The following is a 16,573-nucleotide window of genomic DNA, read 5'->3' on the forward strand; positions in this document are numbered from 1 at the left end:
ATCACGCGGCGGCGATATGAAGCCCGTCCGCCTCGATCCGCAGGCGCACCGCCTCCGCCGCGTGCCGCGCGCCCAGCTTGCCCATCATCTTCATGCGGTGAATTTCGACCGTGCGCGGACTGATATCGAGTTCGCGCGCGATGGCCTTGTTGCTGCATCCATCGGCCAGGCGATCGAGCACCTCCCGCTCGCGCAGGGAAAGGCGCGCGATGCGCTGCCGGGCATCCGCCGCGCGGGCGCGGTGCGCCCGATGGTTGTCCGCCTCGCGCGCGGCGCGCTCGATCGCCTCGTTGAGCGGCGCGATCTCGTGCGGCAGGACCAGATAGTCAAGCGCCCCGGCCTTGATGGCGCGGACCACCGATTCCGTCTGCGGACGCTCCGCCACCGCGATGACCGGCAGCCAGTGGCCGAACCGGTTCATCAGGCCGAGCAGAGACGGGATGCCTTCCCCCACCGGTTCATCATGCGCGATGACCAGCCCGCCGGACGGCGCGTGAGACAGGAGCTCATCCGCACTGGCGTAGATTTCGGCGTGATGCCCCGCGGCGAATGCGAGGCGGGCAAGCCGGGCACGGCGGGCGGAGTCACTATCGAGGACATGGAGTGTGATGCGTTCAGCCATGACGGCATCACATCATCGAACAGGCCGATTGCGCCAGTCAGACCGGCCTCAAAGCGGAAGTTTAAGCGGCGCCGAAAGATAGTTAATATCTAATTTCACTAAGTAAATCGACATCCGAACCGGACTGAATTACGCTATATTCATCCAAATTCGAGAAAATATTGCGCCCTAATATCTGAATAAACCACGGAAGCAAGCAGCAAATGCAAGCGGATATAAAATAAGGCGTTCGTAACTATACTTGGTTAAACTACTTATTCTATTTCGGCAGGAACCGCAGGCGGATCGAACGAGTAATCCGGCAGCGAATGGAACGCCTGCCGCAGCGCCTCGCTCCAGCTTGACGAAATCTGCTTGAAATAGGGATCGTCCTTGGTGATCCGGCGCTGGTGCAGCGGCTCGAACCGGTCGCGCTCGATCACCATCAGATCGAAGGGCAGCCCCACCGAAAGGTTCGCCGCCAGCGTGGAATCGAACGAGACCATCAGCAGCTTCACCGCGTCCTCGAACGTCATCGTCGGCTCATAGCCGCGCAGCAGGATCGGGCGGCCATACTTGGTCTCGCCGATCTGGAAGAAAGGCGTGTCGAACGATGCCTCGATGAAGTTGCCTTCCGGATAGACCATGAACAGGCGCGGTTCCATGCCCCGGATCTGGCCGGCGATGATGATCGATGCGGTGAAGCGCGGCCCTTCCCCCGACGGCCCGCCATCGTCCTGCCGCCGTTCGATCACGTCGCGCAGCAAGTTGCCCACGATCGTCGCCACCTGGAACATCGTCGGCGCTTCCAGCAACGAGGGGCGGCGTTCGCCCGGCGCCTTGTTCCGTTCCTCCAGCTGGCTGACCACCGCCTGCGTGGTGGCAAGGTTGCCCGCCGTCATCATCGTGATGATCCGTTCGCCGGGCACATGCCAGCTGAACATCTTGCGGAATACGGAGATGTTATCGACCCCGGAATTGGTGCGGGTGTCGCTCATCATCACGAGGCCCCTGTCGAGCACCATCCCCACGCAATAGGTCATCGTTCCCCCGTGTACGCCAAAAGGGAGCCAGCCGCCCCCGTCCCCCGGTATTACCCGTCTATCGGGTTATCGCACAGCGGGGGCAATCGCCGTCAACGTCCGCTGCGGATGAATCCTTGATTATTGTTCCACACGCTGCTGTTCCACGGCAAGCTTGACGTGCATGGTTTCGTCAAGATCGCCATAGCGGATGCCGGTGATGGGGGCGGCATCGCGATAGTCGGCGCCCGTCGCCACGCGGACGTAGCGCACGTCGGGACAGATACGGTTGGAGATATCGAAGCCGACCCAGCCGAGATTGGCGACGAAGGCCTCGGCCCAGGCATGGCCGGCATCCTGATCCACCCGGTCGTCCATCAGCAGATAGCCGCTGACATAGCGCGCCGGTATGCCCAGCGCCCGCGCCGCCGCAATGAACACGTGGGCATGGTCCTGGCAGACGCCATGGCCCGCCGTCAGCACGGCTTCGGCCGGCGTCGCCGCGTCGGTGTGCCCCGCAGCGTAAGCGACCCGTTCGGCCACCAGCGCGGATAGATCGTGCAGCACCGCCAGCCGGTCATCGCCCGGACGCGTGCCCTGACTCTGACTCTGGCTTTGCCCCTGCGACTGGCCCTGAGTCTGAGTCTGAGTCTGGGCCTGCCCCAGCGCCGCCAGCAGCGCGCGCACACGCGGACCGGCGCGCGTCAGTTCTGTCGGTTCCGCGAAATGCCACAGCGGCAGATGGCCGGAATGCTTGCCGACGATGCCGGCATTGTCGGCGGTATCGACCACGCCCCGGCAGCGGATGGTTACATCGGTGGCGCCGGGCGTGAAGGCAATCAGCGAAACGTGATTGCAGTTGTGATCGTCGTATTCGGCTTCCAGCACGGCACCCGCCAGTTCCATGTCCCAGGACTGGATCGTCTGGCCCGAAGTGGCCTTGGGCGTGAGCCGCAGGCGCTGGAGACCATGCGCGGCCGGTTCCGAAAAGCGGTAATGCGTGGTGTGATCGATCGCGATGCGCACCGGCGATCCTTCTCTATTCGACGAAACGGTAGTCGCGCTGAATCTGGAGCGCGAGCTGGGTGTTGTGGGCGATGAACCGGCCGATGAATTCATGGAGGCCCTGATCGAAGATCGCATCGACCGTCAGCGCATGCAGTTCGCTGTCGGCGTTGCGCAGAATGTGGTGGCTTTCCATTTCCTCGCCATATTCGCGGGCAAGGCTGGCGAGGTTCGACCGCAGCTTGGAATAGCAGAACGCCAGGCTGCGCGGGAAACGCCCGTCGAGCAGCATGAATTCCGCGATGCCGCGCGGGTCCATCCGCCCGGCATTGAGCCAGCGATAGGCGCGCTCCCCCGCGACCGAGCGCAGCACGTTTTCCCACTGCACATTGTCCAGGCTGGAACCCACATACGACACGGCCGGCAGCAGGACGTAATACTTCACGTCCAGAATGCGCGCAGTGTTGTCCGCCCGTTCGATGAAACTGCCGATCCGCGCGAAATTGTAGATCTCGTTGCGCAGCATGGTGCCTTCCATCGCCCCGCGCACCTGCGTCGATTGGCGGCGGATGCAATCGAGCACGTCGCCCAGCCGCGTTTCGGTAACCGGACGGGCGAGCAGCTCCTTCACCTTCATCCAGCTTTCGTTGACGGCTTCCCACACCTCGCGCGTGATGCCGGTGCGGACCATGCGCGCGTTGGTGCGGGCCAGTTCGCACATCAGCAGGACGTTGCCGGGATTCTCCTTGTCGCGCAGGACGAAATTGAAGACGTGCGGGCCGGTATATTCCGTGCCGAACTTGGCTTCGAACAACTCCTGCAGGCCCAGCGTGACGATGACCGAGCGCCATTCGTCGCTGGCATCCTTGGCATCGCGCGTCAGCGCCATGCGGAATCCCGCCTCGACCAGGCGCACGGTGTTCTCCGCGCGCTCCAGGTAGCGGAAGAGCCAGAAAATACCGTTTGCCGATCTGCCTAGCATTCCGTCTCCATGACCGTCCGATCCGTCGCCCCCGACCCGAGAGCAGCGTCAATCATCCAGAACCCAGCTGTCCTTGGTGCCGCCCCCCTGCGACGAATTCACCACCAGCGACCCCTTCTTCAGCGCAACGCGGGTGAGCCCGCCCGGCGTGATGTCCACCCCGTTGGGCGAAACCAGCACGAAGGGCCGCAAGTCCACGTGGCGCGGCGCGAGACCGGCCTTGGCAAGAATGGGCACGGTCGACAGCGAAAGCGTGGGCTGGGCGATATAGTTGTCCGGCCGTGCGCGCAGCTTGGCCTCGAACGCGGCGATTTCCTTCCGCGAGGAGGTCGGCCCGATCAACATGCCATAGCCGCCCGAGCCGTGGACTTCCTTCACCACCAGTTCGGCCAGATGCTCCAGCACATAGGCCAGCGCCTCCGGCTCCGAACAGCGCCAGGTGGGCACGTTCTGGAGGATCGGCTTCTCGCCGGTGTAGAACTCCACGATCTCGGGCATGAAGCTGTAGATCGCCTTGTCGTCGGCGATGCCGGTACCCGGCGCGTTGGCGATGGTGATGCCGCCGGCGCGATAGACGTCCATGATGCCCGAAACGCCCAGCACGCTGTCCGGGTTGAACGTCAGCGGATCAAGATATTCGTCGTCGACACGGCGGTAGAGCACGTCGATCGGCTTCCACCCGCGCGTGGTGCGCATGGCGATGCGGCCGTTCTCCACGCGCAGGTCGCTGCCTTCGACCAGTTCCGCGCCCATCTGGTCGGCCAGGAAGGCGTGTTCGAAATAGGCGCTGTTGTAGATGCCCGGCGTCAGCACCGCGACCACCGGCTTGCGCCCGCCCGACGCATCGAAGGCCGGTGGCGCGCAGGCGGCAAGGCTGCGGGCCAGGCGGCGCGGATAGTCCGAAACTTCCCGCACACGCACGCGGGTGAACAGTTCCGGGAACATCGCCATCATCGTTTCGCGGTTCTCCAGCATGTAGGAGACGCCACTGGGGGTGCGGGCATTGTCTTCCAGCACCATGAAATCGTCCTCGCCCGTGCGGACAAGATCGATGCCGACAATGTGGGTATAGACCCCGCCCGGCGGCGTGAAGCCCGACATTTCCGCAAGGAACGCCGCGTTGCCCTTGAGCAGCCGTTCGGGGAAACGCCCCGACCGCACGATTTCCTGCCGGTGATAAAGGTCGTGCAGGAAGGCGTTGAGCGCGCGGACGCGCTGTTCGATCCCGCGCGCCAGCTTGCGCCACTGGTTCGCGGTGATGATCCGGGGCACCATGTCGAACGGGATCAGCCGTTCCTCGGCATCTTCCGCGCCATAGACGTTGAAGGTGATCCCGGTGCGGCGGAAGAAGGCTTCCGCCTCGCTCTTCTTGCGTCTCAGCAGGTCGGGCGGCTGCTCCTCGTACCACTTGCAATAGCCCGCGTAGGCGGCGCGCACCGAGCCATCGGCGTCAAGCATCTCGTCATAGGACGAGGGCGAGGAGTTTGTCATAAGCACATCCCGTCTGCGCCCATTGCTTGCATATGATTGGGGCTTTGCCAAGCGCTCTCATGTTGCACCTGCGAAATAAATTTGGCGCGAATTGGTGCAATTTGCGACGAAGGTTGGTCCGCAGGCGCCCCGGGGGTTTCCGCTTGCCTTGATGCCGATCCCGCCGCATTCTTAACCGGTCAATTAAAACAGAGTCGGGAGAGTGGCCATGCGCCGGATCCATCACCGCACCTGCCATATCTGCGAGGCGAACTGCGGCATCCTGGTCGAAACGGAAGACCGCGCCGTGCTGTCGATCAAGGGTGATCCGGACAATCCGCTCTCGCGCGGGCATATCTGCCCCAAGGCCACCGCACTGCAGGATCTTCAGGAAGACCCGGATCGCCTGCGCCGGCCGGTCAAACGCGTGGGCGAAACCTGGCACGAGATCAGCTGGCAACAGGCCTTCGCCGAAATCGGCCAGCGCACGCGCGCCATCCTGGCCGAAGATCCGGATGCCTCCGCCGTCTATATCGGCAACCCGAACGCGCACAGCTATGGCAACGCGCTCAATGCCGAATACCTGTCCAAAGCGCTGCACACCCGCAACAAGTTCTCGGCCAGCACCGTGGACCAGATGCCGCATCAGGTGGCGAACCTGCGCCTGTTCGGGCACGCCAGCCTGTTCGGCATCCCCGATATCGACCGCACGCAGACGCTGATCATCCTGGGCGGCAATCCGATGGCGTCAAACGGCAGCATCTGGACCGTGCCCGATTTCCGCAACCGCGCGCGCGAACTGCGCCAGCGCGGCGGAACGCTGATCGTGGTCGATCCGCGACGCACCGAAACCGCGCGCGTGGCGGACCGCCATCTGTTCATCCGGCCGGCAACCGATGCCTTCTTCCTTGTCGCGCTGCTGAAGGCGGTGCTGGCGCGCCGGCCGGCAAGGCCGGTTCAGGACTTCATCACGGGGCTGGCGGACGTGGCCGCCGCGCTGGAACGGTTCGATGCCGCCGCCTGCGGCGCGGCCTGCGGTGTCGCGGCGGAGGACATCGACGGGTTGGCCGAACGGATGACGCAAGGGCCGGCAGTGCTCTATGGCCGCATGGGCGTGGCCACGCAGGCCCACGGCACGCTCAACGCCTGGCTGATCGGCCTGATCAACATCGCCGCAGGGCAACTGGACCGCGAAGGCGGCATCGTGTTCCCCCTGCCCGCGCTCGACACGCTGGCCATCCTGCCCCCCGGCTCGATCGGCAAGCATCGCTCGCGCGTTTCGGGCCACCGCTCCGTGCTGGGGGAACTGCCGGCCGCCGCGATGGCGGAAGAGATCGAGACGCCCGGGCCGGGGCGGCTGCGCGCATTGTTCGTGGTCGCTGGCAATCCCGTGCTGTCCACGCCCAACGGCGCCCGTCTGGACAAGGCGCTGAGCGAGCTGGACCTGATGGTGTCGATCGACATGTACCGCAACGCGACCAGCCGGCGCGCGCACTACATCCTGCCACCCGTCGGCCCGCTCGAACGCGATCACTATGGCCTGTTCCTGCTGCCTATGGCCGTGCGCACCATCGCCGCTTATTCGCCGCCGACGCTCGCGCCCGAAGACGGCACCTTGCAGGACTGGGAAATCCTGCGCGGGCTGGCCGGCGCGATCACGGGCGAGCCGGTGCAGGCACCCACCCCGCGCGAGACGCTAGACGCCTTGCTGCGCTCGGGGCCTTACGCCGTCTCGCTGGCCGATGTGGAAGCGGCCCCATCCGGGCTGGATTTCGGTCCGCCCGCGGAAGGGCGCCTGCCCGAAAGGCTGCGCACACCGCACAAGACCGTGGCCTGCGCCGATCCCGAATGCCTGGAAGCGCTGGCCGCGCTGGAAGTGCCGGAAACGTCCGCCGGGCACGATGGCGCGCTGCTGCTGATCGGACGCAGACATCTGCGCACCAACAACTCGTGGCTCGCCAACAGCCGCCGCATGACCAAGGGCCCCAATCGCTGCACGCTGATGATCCACCCCGACGACGCAACCGCGCGGGGCATTGCGGATGGCGAGACGGCCACGGTGCGTTCCCGCGCCGGGTCGATTGCCCTGCCGGCGGAAGTGACCGAGGACATCATGCCCGGCACCGTCTCCATCCCGCATGGCTGGGGGCACGGCCTGCCCGGGATCGCCATGCAGACGGCGAAAGCCCACGCCGGCGTCAGCGTGAACGACCTGACCGACGAAACCGCGATCGATCCGCTTTCCGGCAACGCGGCGCTATCGGGCGTGCGCGTGGAAGTGAGCGCGTTCGAGGAGGCAACGGCATAACCCGGAGCCCGCGGCGGCCGCCTGTCAGCCTTCGGTGAGAAGCGCCGCCACCGCGCGGGTCACGTCCGGATGGCCAGCGAAGCCCAGATGCGTGCAGCGCACGGCGATGGCGCGATCGCGTTCGCCGGGCCAGCCGCAGGCCGAGCGTGGCGCCACGATGCCGTCGCGCGGGCTCCACAGCGCCACGGTGAGCACCGGGGGCTTTTCGGCCAGGTCTTCGCCTACCGGTGGGTGATCGACCGTGTGGCCGGTGACCGCCTGATAGGCGCGCCAGGCGTTATTGGCGCGCCGGTCGCCCGAAAAGGGCGTGCCCATCGTCACCACCATCGCCACGTTTTCGGGCATGATCTTGGCCACTTCGCGCGCGTAGAGCCCGCCCAGGCTCCAGCCGACGAGCGTGAGCGGTTCGCGTTCCTTGCGCGCCATGGCATCGACCCGTTCGCACAGGCGCGCGAAACGGTCCTCGTCCGCGCCGAGGTTCCAGCCCATGCCCCAATCGCTGACGCGGTGCCCGGCGCCTTCCAGCGCACGCGCCAGCCCGCGCATCCGCATGGGGTGCGCGCCGAAGCCCGGCACCAGCATGACCGCGCGCGATGTGCCGCGCGGCAGTTCCAGGCCACCGGCGCGGCGCACCTTGCCCGCTTCGCGCCACAGTTCCGCCGGCGAGCCGAGTTCCGCCAGCAGGCGGCGGACCGACGGCGGCCGCGCGCCTTCGGGCTGCGGCTGGCGCGCCAGCGCGGCCCGGCGCGCCACTTCCGCGCGCCAGGCGGCCAGCCGTTCGCCCGCCTGGCGAAAGCCGTCCATGCCCTGTCGCGTCAAGTCCGCCATCTGGATCATCGCGCCTTCCTGCACTCACCGGGATCAACCTCCGATGAACGCACGGCAATCGCAATTGTTTCAGTTTCGCGTCAATCGCTGCGCGCCGCCGTCAATTTTCCGTCAGCTGCGCCTACCTGGCAGAAACGTTACTTGGCAGGGGGCTGAGGCGTCACATCTTCCGCACCGGTGCATTCGCCCGCGCGCTTCGACTTCATCGACATGGCCATGGCCATCGCCTTGCCGTTCGGCCCCTTGCCATCCATGTTCATCGTCGCGTCGTAGCTTTCGGGCGTATAGGTGCCGCCCATCGTCACCACCTGTTCGCCGCTCGCGGTCTTGCAGGTCATCTTGGCGTCGAGCTTGCCGCCCGCCATCGTGAACGAATCATACTTGCAGCCATCGCCCACCTGGCCGAAAAATTCACTGTTGGGCTTTTCCACCTGCTCCTTGGTGAGGCAGCTCGACATCGTCCGCGCCTGCCCCATGGCCTGCTGCATCGCCGCCTTGGCTTCCGGCGAAATCCCGTCGATTTCCATCTTCTCGATCTTCACCGTGGTTTCCCAGCGGCCCGGGGTGAAGCGGATATCCGATGCCGCCACCTTCTTGGCTACTTCCGCCACGCTCTCGTTCTTCGCCTCGACCTTCTTCTCGTCGCTGCACGCCGCCAGCGAAATGCACATACCGGCGACCAGCGCGGGCAACAGGATTCGACGCATGAACATTCCCCTCGGAACAACCGGGCCTCCGCAGCGGGAGGCGCCATGACCACGGGTACGCTATAACCCGGTTGTGTTGCGCGCCAATGATGCAAATCACCCAAAATGCCCGATAGCCGCGCGCGACGGCCGGCACCGGTTGCGGAACGCAGCATGAACAGCCATATCTGCCTGCATGGCTGAACTCGTGATCCGCAGGGGGCTGGAAGAGCCCGACACATCCGGCACCTTCGTGCCGCACAAGCCGCAACGGCCGGACAAGGTCGAAGGCGGCAAGCCGTTCCGGATCGTGTCCGAATACAGCCCCGCGGGCGACCAGCCCGGCGCCATCGCCGATCTGGTGGCCACCGCGCGGGAGGGCGAGAAGACGCAGGTCCTGCTAGGCGTCACTGGTTCGGGCAAGACCTTCACCATGGCCAAGGTGATCGAGGAACTGCAGCGCCCGGCGCTGATCCTGGCGCCCAACAAGATCCTTGCCGCGCAGCTCTATGGCGAATTCAAGAGCTTCTTCCCCGAAAACGCGGTGGAATACTTCGTCTCGTACTACGACTATTACCAGCCCGAAGCCTACGTTCCCCGGTCGGACACCTATATCGAGAAGGAAAGCTCGACCAACGAGGCGATCGACCGGATGCGCCATTCGGCCACGCGCGCGCTGCTGGAACGCGATGACGTCATCATCGTCGCCTCGGTTTCCTGCATCTATGGCATCGGCTCGGTCGAAACCTATTCGGCGATGATCTTCGACCTCAAGGTGGGGACGAGCGTCGATCAGGGCGAGATCATCCGCAAGCTGGTGGCGCTGCAATACAAGCGCAACGATGCCGCGTTTCAGCGCGGCACGTTCCGCGTGCGCGGCGACAACCTGGAAATCTTCCCGTCGCACTACGATGACACCGCCTGGCGCATCAGCTTCTTCGGCGACGAGATCGAAAGCATCGTCGAGTTCGACCCGCTGACCGGCAAGGCCGGGACCAAGCTGGGCAACGTGCGCGTCTATGCCAATTCACACTATGTGACGCCGGGGCCGACGATGAAGCAGGCGGCCGAGGCGATCCGCTTCGAGCTGTCCGAACGGCTGAAGGAACTGACCGAGGAAGGCCGCCTGCTGGAAGCGCAGCGGCTCGAACAGCGCACCAACTTCGACCTCGAGATGATCGCGGCGACGGGATCGTGCGCGGGGATCGAGAACTACAGCCGCTTCCTGACCGGCCGCCTGCCGGGTGAACCGCCGCCGACGCTGTTCGAATACCTGCCCGACAACTGTCTGCTGTTCATCGACGAAAGCCACCAGACGGTGCCGCAGGTGGGCGCGATGGCGCGCGGCGACCACCGCCGCAAGCTGACGCTGGCCGAATACGGCTTCCGCCTGCCCAGCTGCATCGACAACCGCCCGCTGCGCTTCAACGAATGGGACGCGATGCGGCCGCAGACCATCGCCGTTTCAGCAACGCCCGGATCGTGGGAGATGGAGCAGGCGGGCGGCGTCTTCGCCGAACAGGTGATCCGCCCCACCGGCCTGATCGACCCGCCGGTGCTGATCCGCCCGGTCGAAGACCAGGTGCAGGACTGCATCAACGAATGCCGCGAGACGGCGGCGAAGGGCTATCGCACTCTCGTGACCACGCTGACCAAGCGCATGGCCGAGGACCTGACCGAGTTCATGCACGAGGCGGGGCTGAAAGTCCGCTACATGCATTCGGACGTGGAGACGCTGGAACGCATTGAACTGATCCGCGACTTGCGCCTGGGCGTCTATGACGTGCTGGTGGGCATCAACCTGCTGCGCGAGGGGCTGGACATTCCCGAATGCGGCCTCGTCTGCATTCTCGATGCCGACAAGGAAGGCTTCCTGCGCAGCGAAACCTCGCTGATCCAGACGATCGGCCGCGCCGCGCGCAACGTGGACGGGCGCGTGATCCTCTATGCCGACCGCATGACCGGCAGCATGGAGCGCGCCATCGCCGAAACCGACCGCCGCCGGGCGAAGCAGCACGAATACAACCAGCTGCACGGCATCACCCCCGCCACGATCAAGCGCAACATCCACGATATCGTGGCCGATACCGCGAGCCGCGACGGCGTGCTGGTGGAAGTGGACGCGGAAGGCGCCAACAACCTCGTCGGCCACAACCTGCGCGCCTATATCGAGGAACTCGAAAAGAAGATGCGCGCCGCCGCCGCCGACCTGGAGTTCGAGGAAGCCGGCCGCCTGCGCGACGAGATCCGCAAGCTGGAAGCGACCGAGCTTGGTCTGCCGGAGGACGAACGGAAAGCGCCACTGGTGGGCCGCAGCAACGAGGGCAAGCCGGGGACGCGCAAGACGCGGTTCGGGAAGAGCCAGAAGACGAAGTGGGGGCGGTAGGGGGCCATTCAAAGCGCCTTGTTCTGAAGTTGCCGATCCCCTGAAATGCTTCGAACGGAAACGTATCGAGGCAACATGTCGCAAAAGCCGATTGATAAAATCGAAAGCGTCCTCCATAAAGGACAAGCCTTCCAGCTGTCGGAAACGCCCGACTTCTCGGGATGGATTGGCTCCTTGCGGGACCGGCGGGCGCGAGCGAGGATCGTGGTTCGCCTTGAACGCCTGGCCGATGGGAATCTTGGTGACTGCAAGTCCGTCAAAGGCGGCGTTCACGAACTTCGCATCGACTACGGGCCGGGCTACCGGGTGTATTTCTTCCAGCGGGGTAAGGAGCTTGTCATTCTCCTCTGCGGAGGCGACAAGCGCACGCAGAAGGCCGACATTGCTTCCGCAAAGCGGCTGAAGGAAGAAATCGAGCGCAGCGATGGAACTTCGTCCATTTGATCCGGCCACTTATCTGGAAACCGAGGAGGACATCCTCTTCTATCTCGAAGCCGCGATGGAAGGAAACGACCCCAAGCATATCGCCGCCGCTTTGGGAAACGTTGCCCGATCGAAGGGCATGAGCGAAATCGCGCGCAAGAGCGGGTTGGGCCGGCAAGCGCTTTACACCGCCTTGTCCGAAGACGGCAATCCGACGCTGGCAACTCTGGTCGCGGTACTTCATGCGCTCGGGCTGGAACTCACCGTGCAGAAGCGCGCCGCCTGATCGTCTAGCACCAACGCAACCATGCTCACCCGTCCGCTGCTGTTCGGCGCCGCTCTCGCCCTGTCGCTTGCCGCCTGTTCCAAACCGGCGCCACAGCCCGCTGACGGAGGCGGGCCGCTGGGGGCGGTGCGTTTTTCCATTCCCGCCAACGAGCCGATGCCGGGACCACCCGCACCCGATGCCAAAGCGGGGTGGAGCGCCCATGCCGGCGGGGAGGCGGCGCGCTATGGTTTTCCGGGGCAGCCGCCGCTGCTGATGCTGGCCTGCCATGGCGGGCAATTGATCGTCACCCGCCCGGTGCCCGCCGAGATCGGCGCGCAGGCGCTGTTCGCGCTGATCGGCGGAGGGCAGATCCTGCGCCTGCCGGTCGATGCCACCAATCTGCCCGGCGAGCGCGGCTACATCTGGCAGGGCACGATCGCGGCCGACGATCCGCGCGCCGCCGTGTTTACCGGCAGCGGCTTCGACGGCACCCTTCCGGGCGCGGGCAAGATCACCGTAGCGGGCAGCGATGTCGCGCGCGAAGTGGTGCGCCGCTGCCGGAGCCGGGCCGCCGACGAGGACCCATCGCCCCTGCCCCTGCCATCGGCGCCGCCCCCGCCGAAGCCGGCCGAACACGCGGCGACCTGAGGACGCCGGCAGCCGTTGCGGTCAGCGCCAGCTGTGCAGCCAGGTATAGGCGGTATAGGCGTTCTTCGCCGGTAACCGGCCCGCCGACAGGATCGGGTAGAACCCGATGAACAGGCCCACCGCCAGCAGCAGCGCGATCCGGCCGGGCCAGTGCACGCCCAGATCCCACCAGTCGGCCAGCACCACCGCCAGCGCGGCGGTGAGGAACAGGCTGGCCAGCATGTAGTGGTAGTAGAACTGCACCGGCTTGCCGTTCACCGCCCAGAACACCAGGCTGAGGAAATAGAGCGCGAACAGCCCTGCGCGCAGGCGGTTGCCGCGCAGGCCGTCCCACAGGCAGAACAGCAGCGCGGGCAACCCGGCGAGCATCGTGAACGGATTGCCGAGCATCAGCACGCCGCGCTGCGCACCATCGACCTTTTCATAAAGGAACCAGATCGGCCGCAGGTTGAACATCCACTGCCACCACCGGCTCATGTAGGTGTGCGGCTTCACCACGCTGTCCTGCAATTGCAGCATGTATTTCTGCCAGGGCAGCAGCCCGTGCAGCGTCATCGGCTGGACCTTGTAGAAAAAGGCCGGCGCGAACGTGGCGAGGTAGGTCAGGATCGGCAGCAGGCCCAGCCACAGCCCGGCTTCAAGCAGCGAGACGCCCGGCACCGGCGCGGCATCGTGCGCAATCAGGAAGTGCCCGCGCCGGCCGGCCAGCGCGCGCCAGCGGTCCCACGCGAACAGCAGGCCCGGCGCGGCGAGCAGCGGCGCGCCGTTCCACTTGGCGCCGAGCGAAAGGCCCAGGAACACGCCCGTCATCGCCAGATGCAGCCGCGCGCGTCCGGGCCGGCCCTCCCCGCCCCTGCGCCAGGCCAACGCCCATTGCCAGAACGCCAGCGCCATCGCGCCGCCCATCGCCATGTCCAGCATGGCGATGCGGGCGATCACGAACCAGATGAAGTTGGTGGCCATCAGCACGCCGAGTACCAGCGTCGCGCGGCGCGAGAGCGTGGCCCACCACATCGCGCGCATGGCCGCGAACAGGCCCAGCGTGCCCACGATCGCCGAGGGCAGACGCCAGCCAAACGGCGTATCGCCCACCAGCTTCATCGACAGCGCGATCAGTTCCTTGCCCACCAGCGGGTGTTCGGGATTGAGCCGGCTGGACAGTTCGATCAGCCGGCGCGCGGCGGGCAGATAATGGATTTCATCGAACATCGGCTTCGACGGGATGCCGAGCCGGTGCAGCACCACCACCCAGAACACGAACGCCAGCAGCACGCACCAGCCCAGCGGATCGCGGTCCCGGCCGGAACGGTAGGCACGATCGAAAGCGGGGGCGTTGTGGAGAAGCGAGGCCATGCCCATCGCCAGATAGGCCGATGCGCGGAACCACGCAATGGGAGGTGACGGGGCACGCCTTGCACCGTCAACGCGCGCGGCGTAAGGCCCTGCGCCATGAAACGGACGACAGGCCAGGACCGCTCGATCACCGCCAAGTGGCGCCCCGCAACCCGCGCCGTGCGCGCTGGCACCTGGCGTTCGGAGATGGGCGAGACGTCGGAAGCGTTGTTCCTGACATCAGGCTACAGCTACGACGATGCCGCCACGGTTGCCGCGCGCTTCGCCGGCGAACAGCCGGGCATGACCTATTCGCGCCTCCAGAACCCCACGGTGGCGATGCTGGAAGAACGCATCGCCATGCTGGAAGGCGCCGAAGCCTGCCGCGCGCAGGCCAGCGGCATGGCGGCGATGACCGCAGCGCTGCTCTGCCAGCTTTCCGCCGGCGATCACATCGTCGCCGCCAAGGCCGCGTTCGGATCGTGCCGCTGGCTGGTGGACAGCCTGCTTCCGCGCTTTGGCGTGGAAGGCACGGTGATCGATTCCCGCGACAACGCGGCGTGGGAAGCAGCGATCCGCCCCAACACCAAGGTGTTCTTCTTCGAAACGCCGGCCAACCCGACGATGGACATCGTCGACATGGAATATGTCTGCGGGCTGGCGCGCGCGCATGGCATCACCACCGTGGTCGACAACGCCTTCACCACCAGCGCGCTGCAACGCCCGCTGGAATTCGGCGCGGATGTGGTCGCCTATTCCGCCACCAAGATGATGGACGGACAGGGCCGCGTACTGGCCGGCGCCGTGTGCGGTTCGGACGATTTCATCAACAACAAGCTGCTGCCGTTCCAACGCAACACCGGGCCGAACCTGGCGCCGTTCAACGCCTGGGTCGTGCTGAAAGGTCTGGAAACGCTGGACCTGCGCATCAACCGGCAGAGCGAGAACGCGCTGAAGGTCGGCCGGTTCGTGGAAAGCCGCGTGCCCACGATCCTCCACCCCGGCCTTGCCAGCCATCCCCAGCACGATCTGGCGATGAAGCAGATGTCGGCCTGTGGTTCGATCTTCTCGATCGTGCTCGATGGCGGGCGCCAACAGGCCCACGCGCTGCTGGATGCGCTGCAACTGATCGACATCTCCAACAACATCGGCGATTCGCGTTCGCTGATGTGCCACCCCGCCTCGACCACGCACTATTCGGTTTCCCCCGAAGCGCGCGAGGACATGGGCGTGACCGAGGGGATGCTGCGCCTGAACGTCGGCCTTGAAGATCCGGACGACCTGATCGAGGATCTGGATCAGGCGCTTACCCAAGCAGGACTCTGAGGGCCGGCCTCTGGCACCGGGAACACATCCCCGTTGCATCCGTTCGTGGACAGTCGGGCAAAACCCCGGCTAGTTTGGTCCCGAACGGGCAGCGGGGAGCAGTCGATTGCTGGCGGAAGAGCATCTTTCCGCGATCATCCAGTCGTCGGATGACGCCATTATCAGCAAGCAGCTCGACGGCACGGTCATAAGCTGGAATCCGGCCGCAACGCGAATCTTCGGGTACGAAGAAGCGGAAATGGTCGGCCAGTCCATCCGCCGTCTGATTCCGGCCGATCGCCAGGGCGAGGAAGACGCGATCATCGGCCGCATCCAGCGCGGAGAGCGCGTGCGGCACTTCGAAACGATCCGGCTGCGCAAGGATGGCACGCCCATCCGCGTTTCGTTGACGATTTCGCCCGTGCTCGATGCCGAAGGCCGGATTGTCGGCGCGAGCAAGATCGCGCGCGACGTGACCGACCAGTTCGCCGCCGCCGAAGCGCTCAAGGAAGGCGAGCGCCGCTTCCGCATGCTGGCGGACAACATTTCGCAACTGGCGTGGATCGCGGCGCCCGATGGCGGGCTGAACTGGTACAACCGCCGATGGTACGACTACACCGGCACCCGGTTCGAGGACATGCAGGGCTGGGGGTGGGCTGCTGTCCAGCACCCCGATCATCTTGAACGTGTCCGTGAAAAGTTCGCACGGCACATCGCCGCCGGGCGCGAATGGGAAGACACGTTTCCCCTGCGCGGGCGTGACGGCAGCTATCGCTGGTTCCTTTCGCGCGCGAAGCCGATCCGGGATGAGCGCGGCGTGATCCTGGCGTGGTTCGGTACCAACACCGACGTGACCGAACTGCTCGACAAGGAAGAGCAGATCCGCATCCTGCTGATGGAAGTGAATCACCGCTCCAAGAACATGCTGGCGGTGGTGCAGGCGCTTGCCCGGCGATCGGGCAACGTCGATCCAGTGTTTCTCCAGCGCTTCGAACAGCGGCTGGCCAGCATGTCCGCCAATCAGGACTTGCTGGTGCGCCGCGGCTGGGCGACGATTCCGATGGGCGAACTGGCCGACGCCCAGCTCGCCATTCTCGATGGCGAGAGCCGCAGCCACGTTTCCACGGACGGCCCGCACATCGACCTTGCCCCGCGCGCGGCCGAAGTTATCGGCATGGCGCTGCACGAACTGGCCACCAATGCGATCAAGTACGGCGCGCTTTCCCTGTCCGGCGGAAGCGTCAACCTGGCGTGGCGCGAAGCGGACGGCAGGTTTGTGGTGGAGTGGCGGGAACGGGGCGGCCCCGCC

At 65.6% G+C, this 16,573-nt stretch carries 15 protein-coding genes; 7 read left to right on the forward strand and 8 right to left on the reverse strand.

Going from position 1 to position 16,573, the window contains the following annotated elements; all coding sequences use genetic code 11:
• Position 1: 1 nt before the first annotated feature.
• The 5 genes from NMD1_RS04395 to NMD1_RS04415 all read right to left on the reverse strand — a co-directional run bounded on the left by NMD1_RS04395 (position 2) and on the right by NMD1_RS04415 (position 5,101).
• Complete coding sequence (locus NMD1_RS04395; protein ID WP_124810966.1) at positions 2-622, reverse strand: response regulator transcription factor; 621 nt, start codon at positions 620-622, stop codon at positions 2-4.
• 254 nt (positions 623-876) lie between these two features.
• Positions 877-1,644, reverse strand: coding sequence for a proteasome-type protease (locus tag NMD1_RS04400; RefSeq protein ID WP_125953856.1), 768 nt, complete (start codon positions 1,642-1,644; stop codon positions 877-879).
• Positions 1,645-1,764: 120 nt separating this feature from the next.
• Complete coding sequence (locus tag NMD1_RS04405) at positions 1,765-2,649, reverse strand: transglutaminase family protein (protein ID WP_125953857.1); 885 nt, start codon at positions 2,647-2,649, stop codon at positions 1,765-1,767.
• Between the two features lie 13 nt (positions 2,650-2,662).
• Positions 2,663-3,610: an alpha-E domain-containing protein gene (locus NMD1_RS04410; protein WP_125953858.1), complete on the reverse strand. Its 948-nt coding sequence runs from the start codon at positions 3,608-3,610 to the stop codon at positions 2,663-2,665.
• 48 nt (positions 3,611-3,658) lie between these two features.
• Complete coding sequence (locus tag NMD1_RS04415) at positions 3,659-5,101, reverse strand: circularly permuted type 2 ATP-grasp protein (RefSeq protein ID WP_124810962.1); 1,443 nt, start codon at positions 5,099-5,101, stop codon at positions 3,659-3,661.
• A gap of 208 nt (positions 5,102-5,309) precedes the next feature.
• Here NMD1_RS04415 and NMD1_RS04420 point away from each other — a divergent pair, with 208 nt between their 5' ends.
• Complete coding sequence (locus tag NMD1_RS04420; protein WP_125953859.1) at positions 5,310-7,388, forward strand: molybdopterin oxidoreductase family protein; 2,079 nt, start codon at positions 5,310-5,312, stop codon at positions 7,386-7,388.
• 24 nt (positions 7,389-7,412) lie between these two features.
• Here the strand turns inward: NMD1_RS04420 and NMD1_RS04425 are convergent, their stop codons facing one another.
• Entirely contained in the window at positions 7,413-8,225 is an 813-nt protein-coding gene (locus NMD1_RS04425) for an esterase/lipase family protein (RefSeq protein ID WP_375600788.1), read from the reverse strand.
• 128 nt (positions 8,226-8,353) lie between these two features.
• Positions 8,354-8,923 (reverse strand): DUF3617 domain-containing protein, encoded by a 570-nt coding sequence (locus tag NMD1_RS04430; RefSeq protein WP_158453909.1) that lies wholly within the window; start codon positions 8,921-8,923, stop codon positions 8,354-8,356.
• A gap of 175 nt (positions 8,924-9,098) precedes the next feature.
• On the opposite strand from NMD1_RS04430, the gene uvrB reads away from it, so the two are divergent.
• The 4 genes from uvrB to NMD1_RS04450 all read left to right on the forward strand — a co-directional run bounded on the left by uvrB (position 9,099) and on the right by NMD1_RS04450 (position 12,627).
• Positions 9,099-11,288 carry an excinuclease ABC subunit UvrB gene (gene uvrB / locus NMD1_RS04435; RefSeq protein ID WP_125953861.1) on the forward strand — a complete coding sequence of 730 codons (2,190 nt, stop codon included), beginning with the start codon at positions 9,099-9,101 and terminating at the stop codon, positions 11,286-11,288.
• Between the two features lie 75 nt (positions 11,289-11,363).
• On the forward strand, positions 11,364-11,732 hold the full coding sequence (locus tag NMD1_RS04440; RefSeq protein WP_125953862.1) for a type II toxin-antitoxin system RelE/ParE family toxin: 369 nt from the start codon (positions 11,364-11,366) through the stop codon (positions 11,730-11,732).
• Positions 11,713-11,997 (forward strand): addiction module antidote protein, encoded by a 285-nt coding sequence (locus NMD1_RS04445; RefSeq protein WP_125953863.1) that lies wholly within the window; start codon positions 11,713-11,715, stop codon positions 11,995-11,997. The genes NMD1_RS04440 and NMD1_RS04445 overlap by 20 nt, the downstream gene beginning before the upstream one ends.
• Positions 11,998-12,018: 21 nt before the next feature.
• Positions 12,019-12,627: a hypothetical protein gene (locus NMD1_RS04450; protein ID WP_125953864.1), complete on the forward strand. Its 609-nt coding sequence runs from the start codon at positions 12,019-12,021 to the stop codon at positions 12,625-12,627.
• Between the two features lie 21 nt (positions 12,628-12,648).
• Here the strand turns inward: NMD1_RS04450 and NMD1_RS04455 are convergent, their stop codons facing one another.
• On the reverse strand, positions 12,649-13,980 hold the full coding sequence (locus NMD1_RS04455) for a phospholipid carrier-dependent glycosyltransferase (protein ID WP_125953865.1): 1,332 nt from the start codon (positions 13,978-13,980) through the stop codon (positions 12,649-12,651).
• A 96-nt stretch (positions 13,981-14,076) separates the two neighbouring features.
• On the opposite strand from NMD1_RS04455, the gene NMD1_RS04460 reads away from it, so the two are divergent.
• Together NMD1_RS04460 and NMD1_RS04465 are read left to right on the forward strand one after the other, a co-directional pair.
• On the forward strand, positions 14,077-15,285 hold the full coding sequence (locus NMD1_RS04460; RefSeq protein WP_125953866.1) for a PLP-dependent aspartate aminotransferase family protein: 1,209 nt from the start codon (positions 14,077-14,079) through the stop codon (positions 15,283-15,285).
• Positions 15,286-15,391: 106 nt separating this feature from the next.
• A partial coding sequence (locus tag NMD1_RS04465) for a PAS domain S-box protein (protein ID WP_125953867.1) occupies positions 15,392-16,573 on the forward strand: 1,182 nt, incomplete at its 3' end.

It is taken from the genome of Novosphingobium sp. MD-1 (genome assembly GCF_001014975.1).
In the GTDB taxonomy this organism is placed as follows: Bacteria; Pseudomonadota; Alphaproteobacteria; order Sphingomonadales; family Sphingomonadaceae; genus Novosphingobium.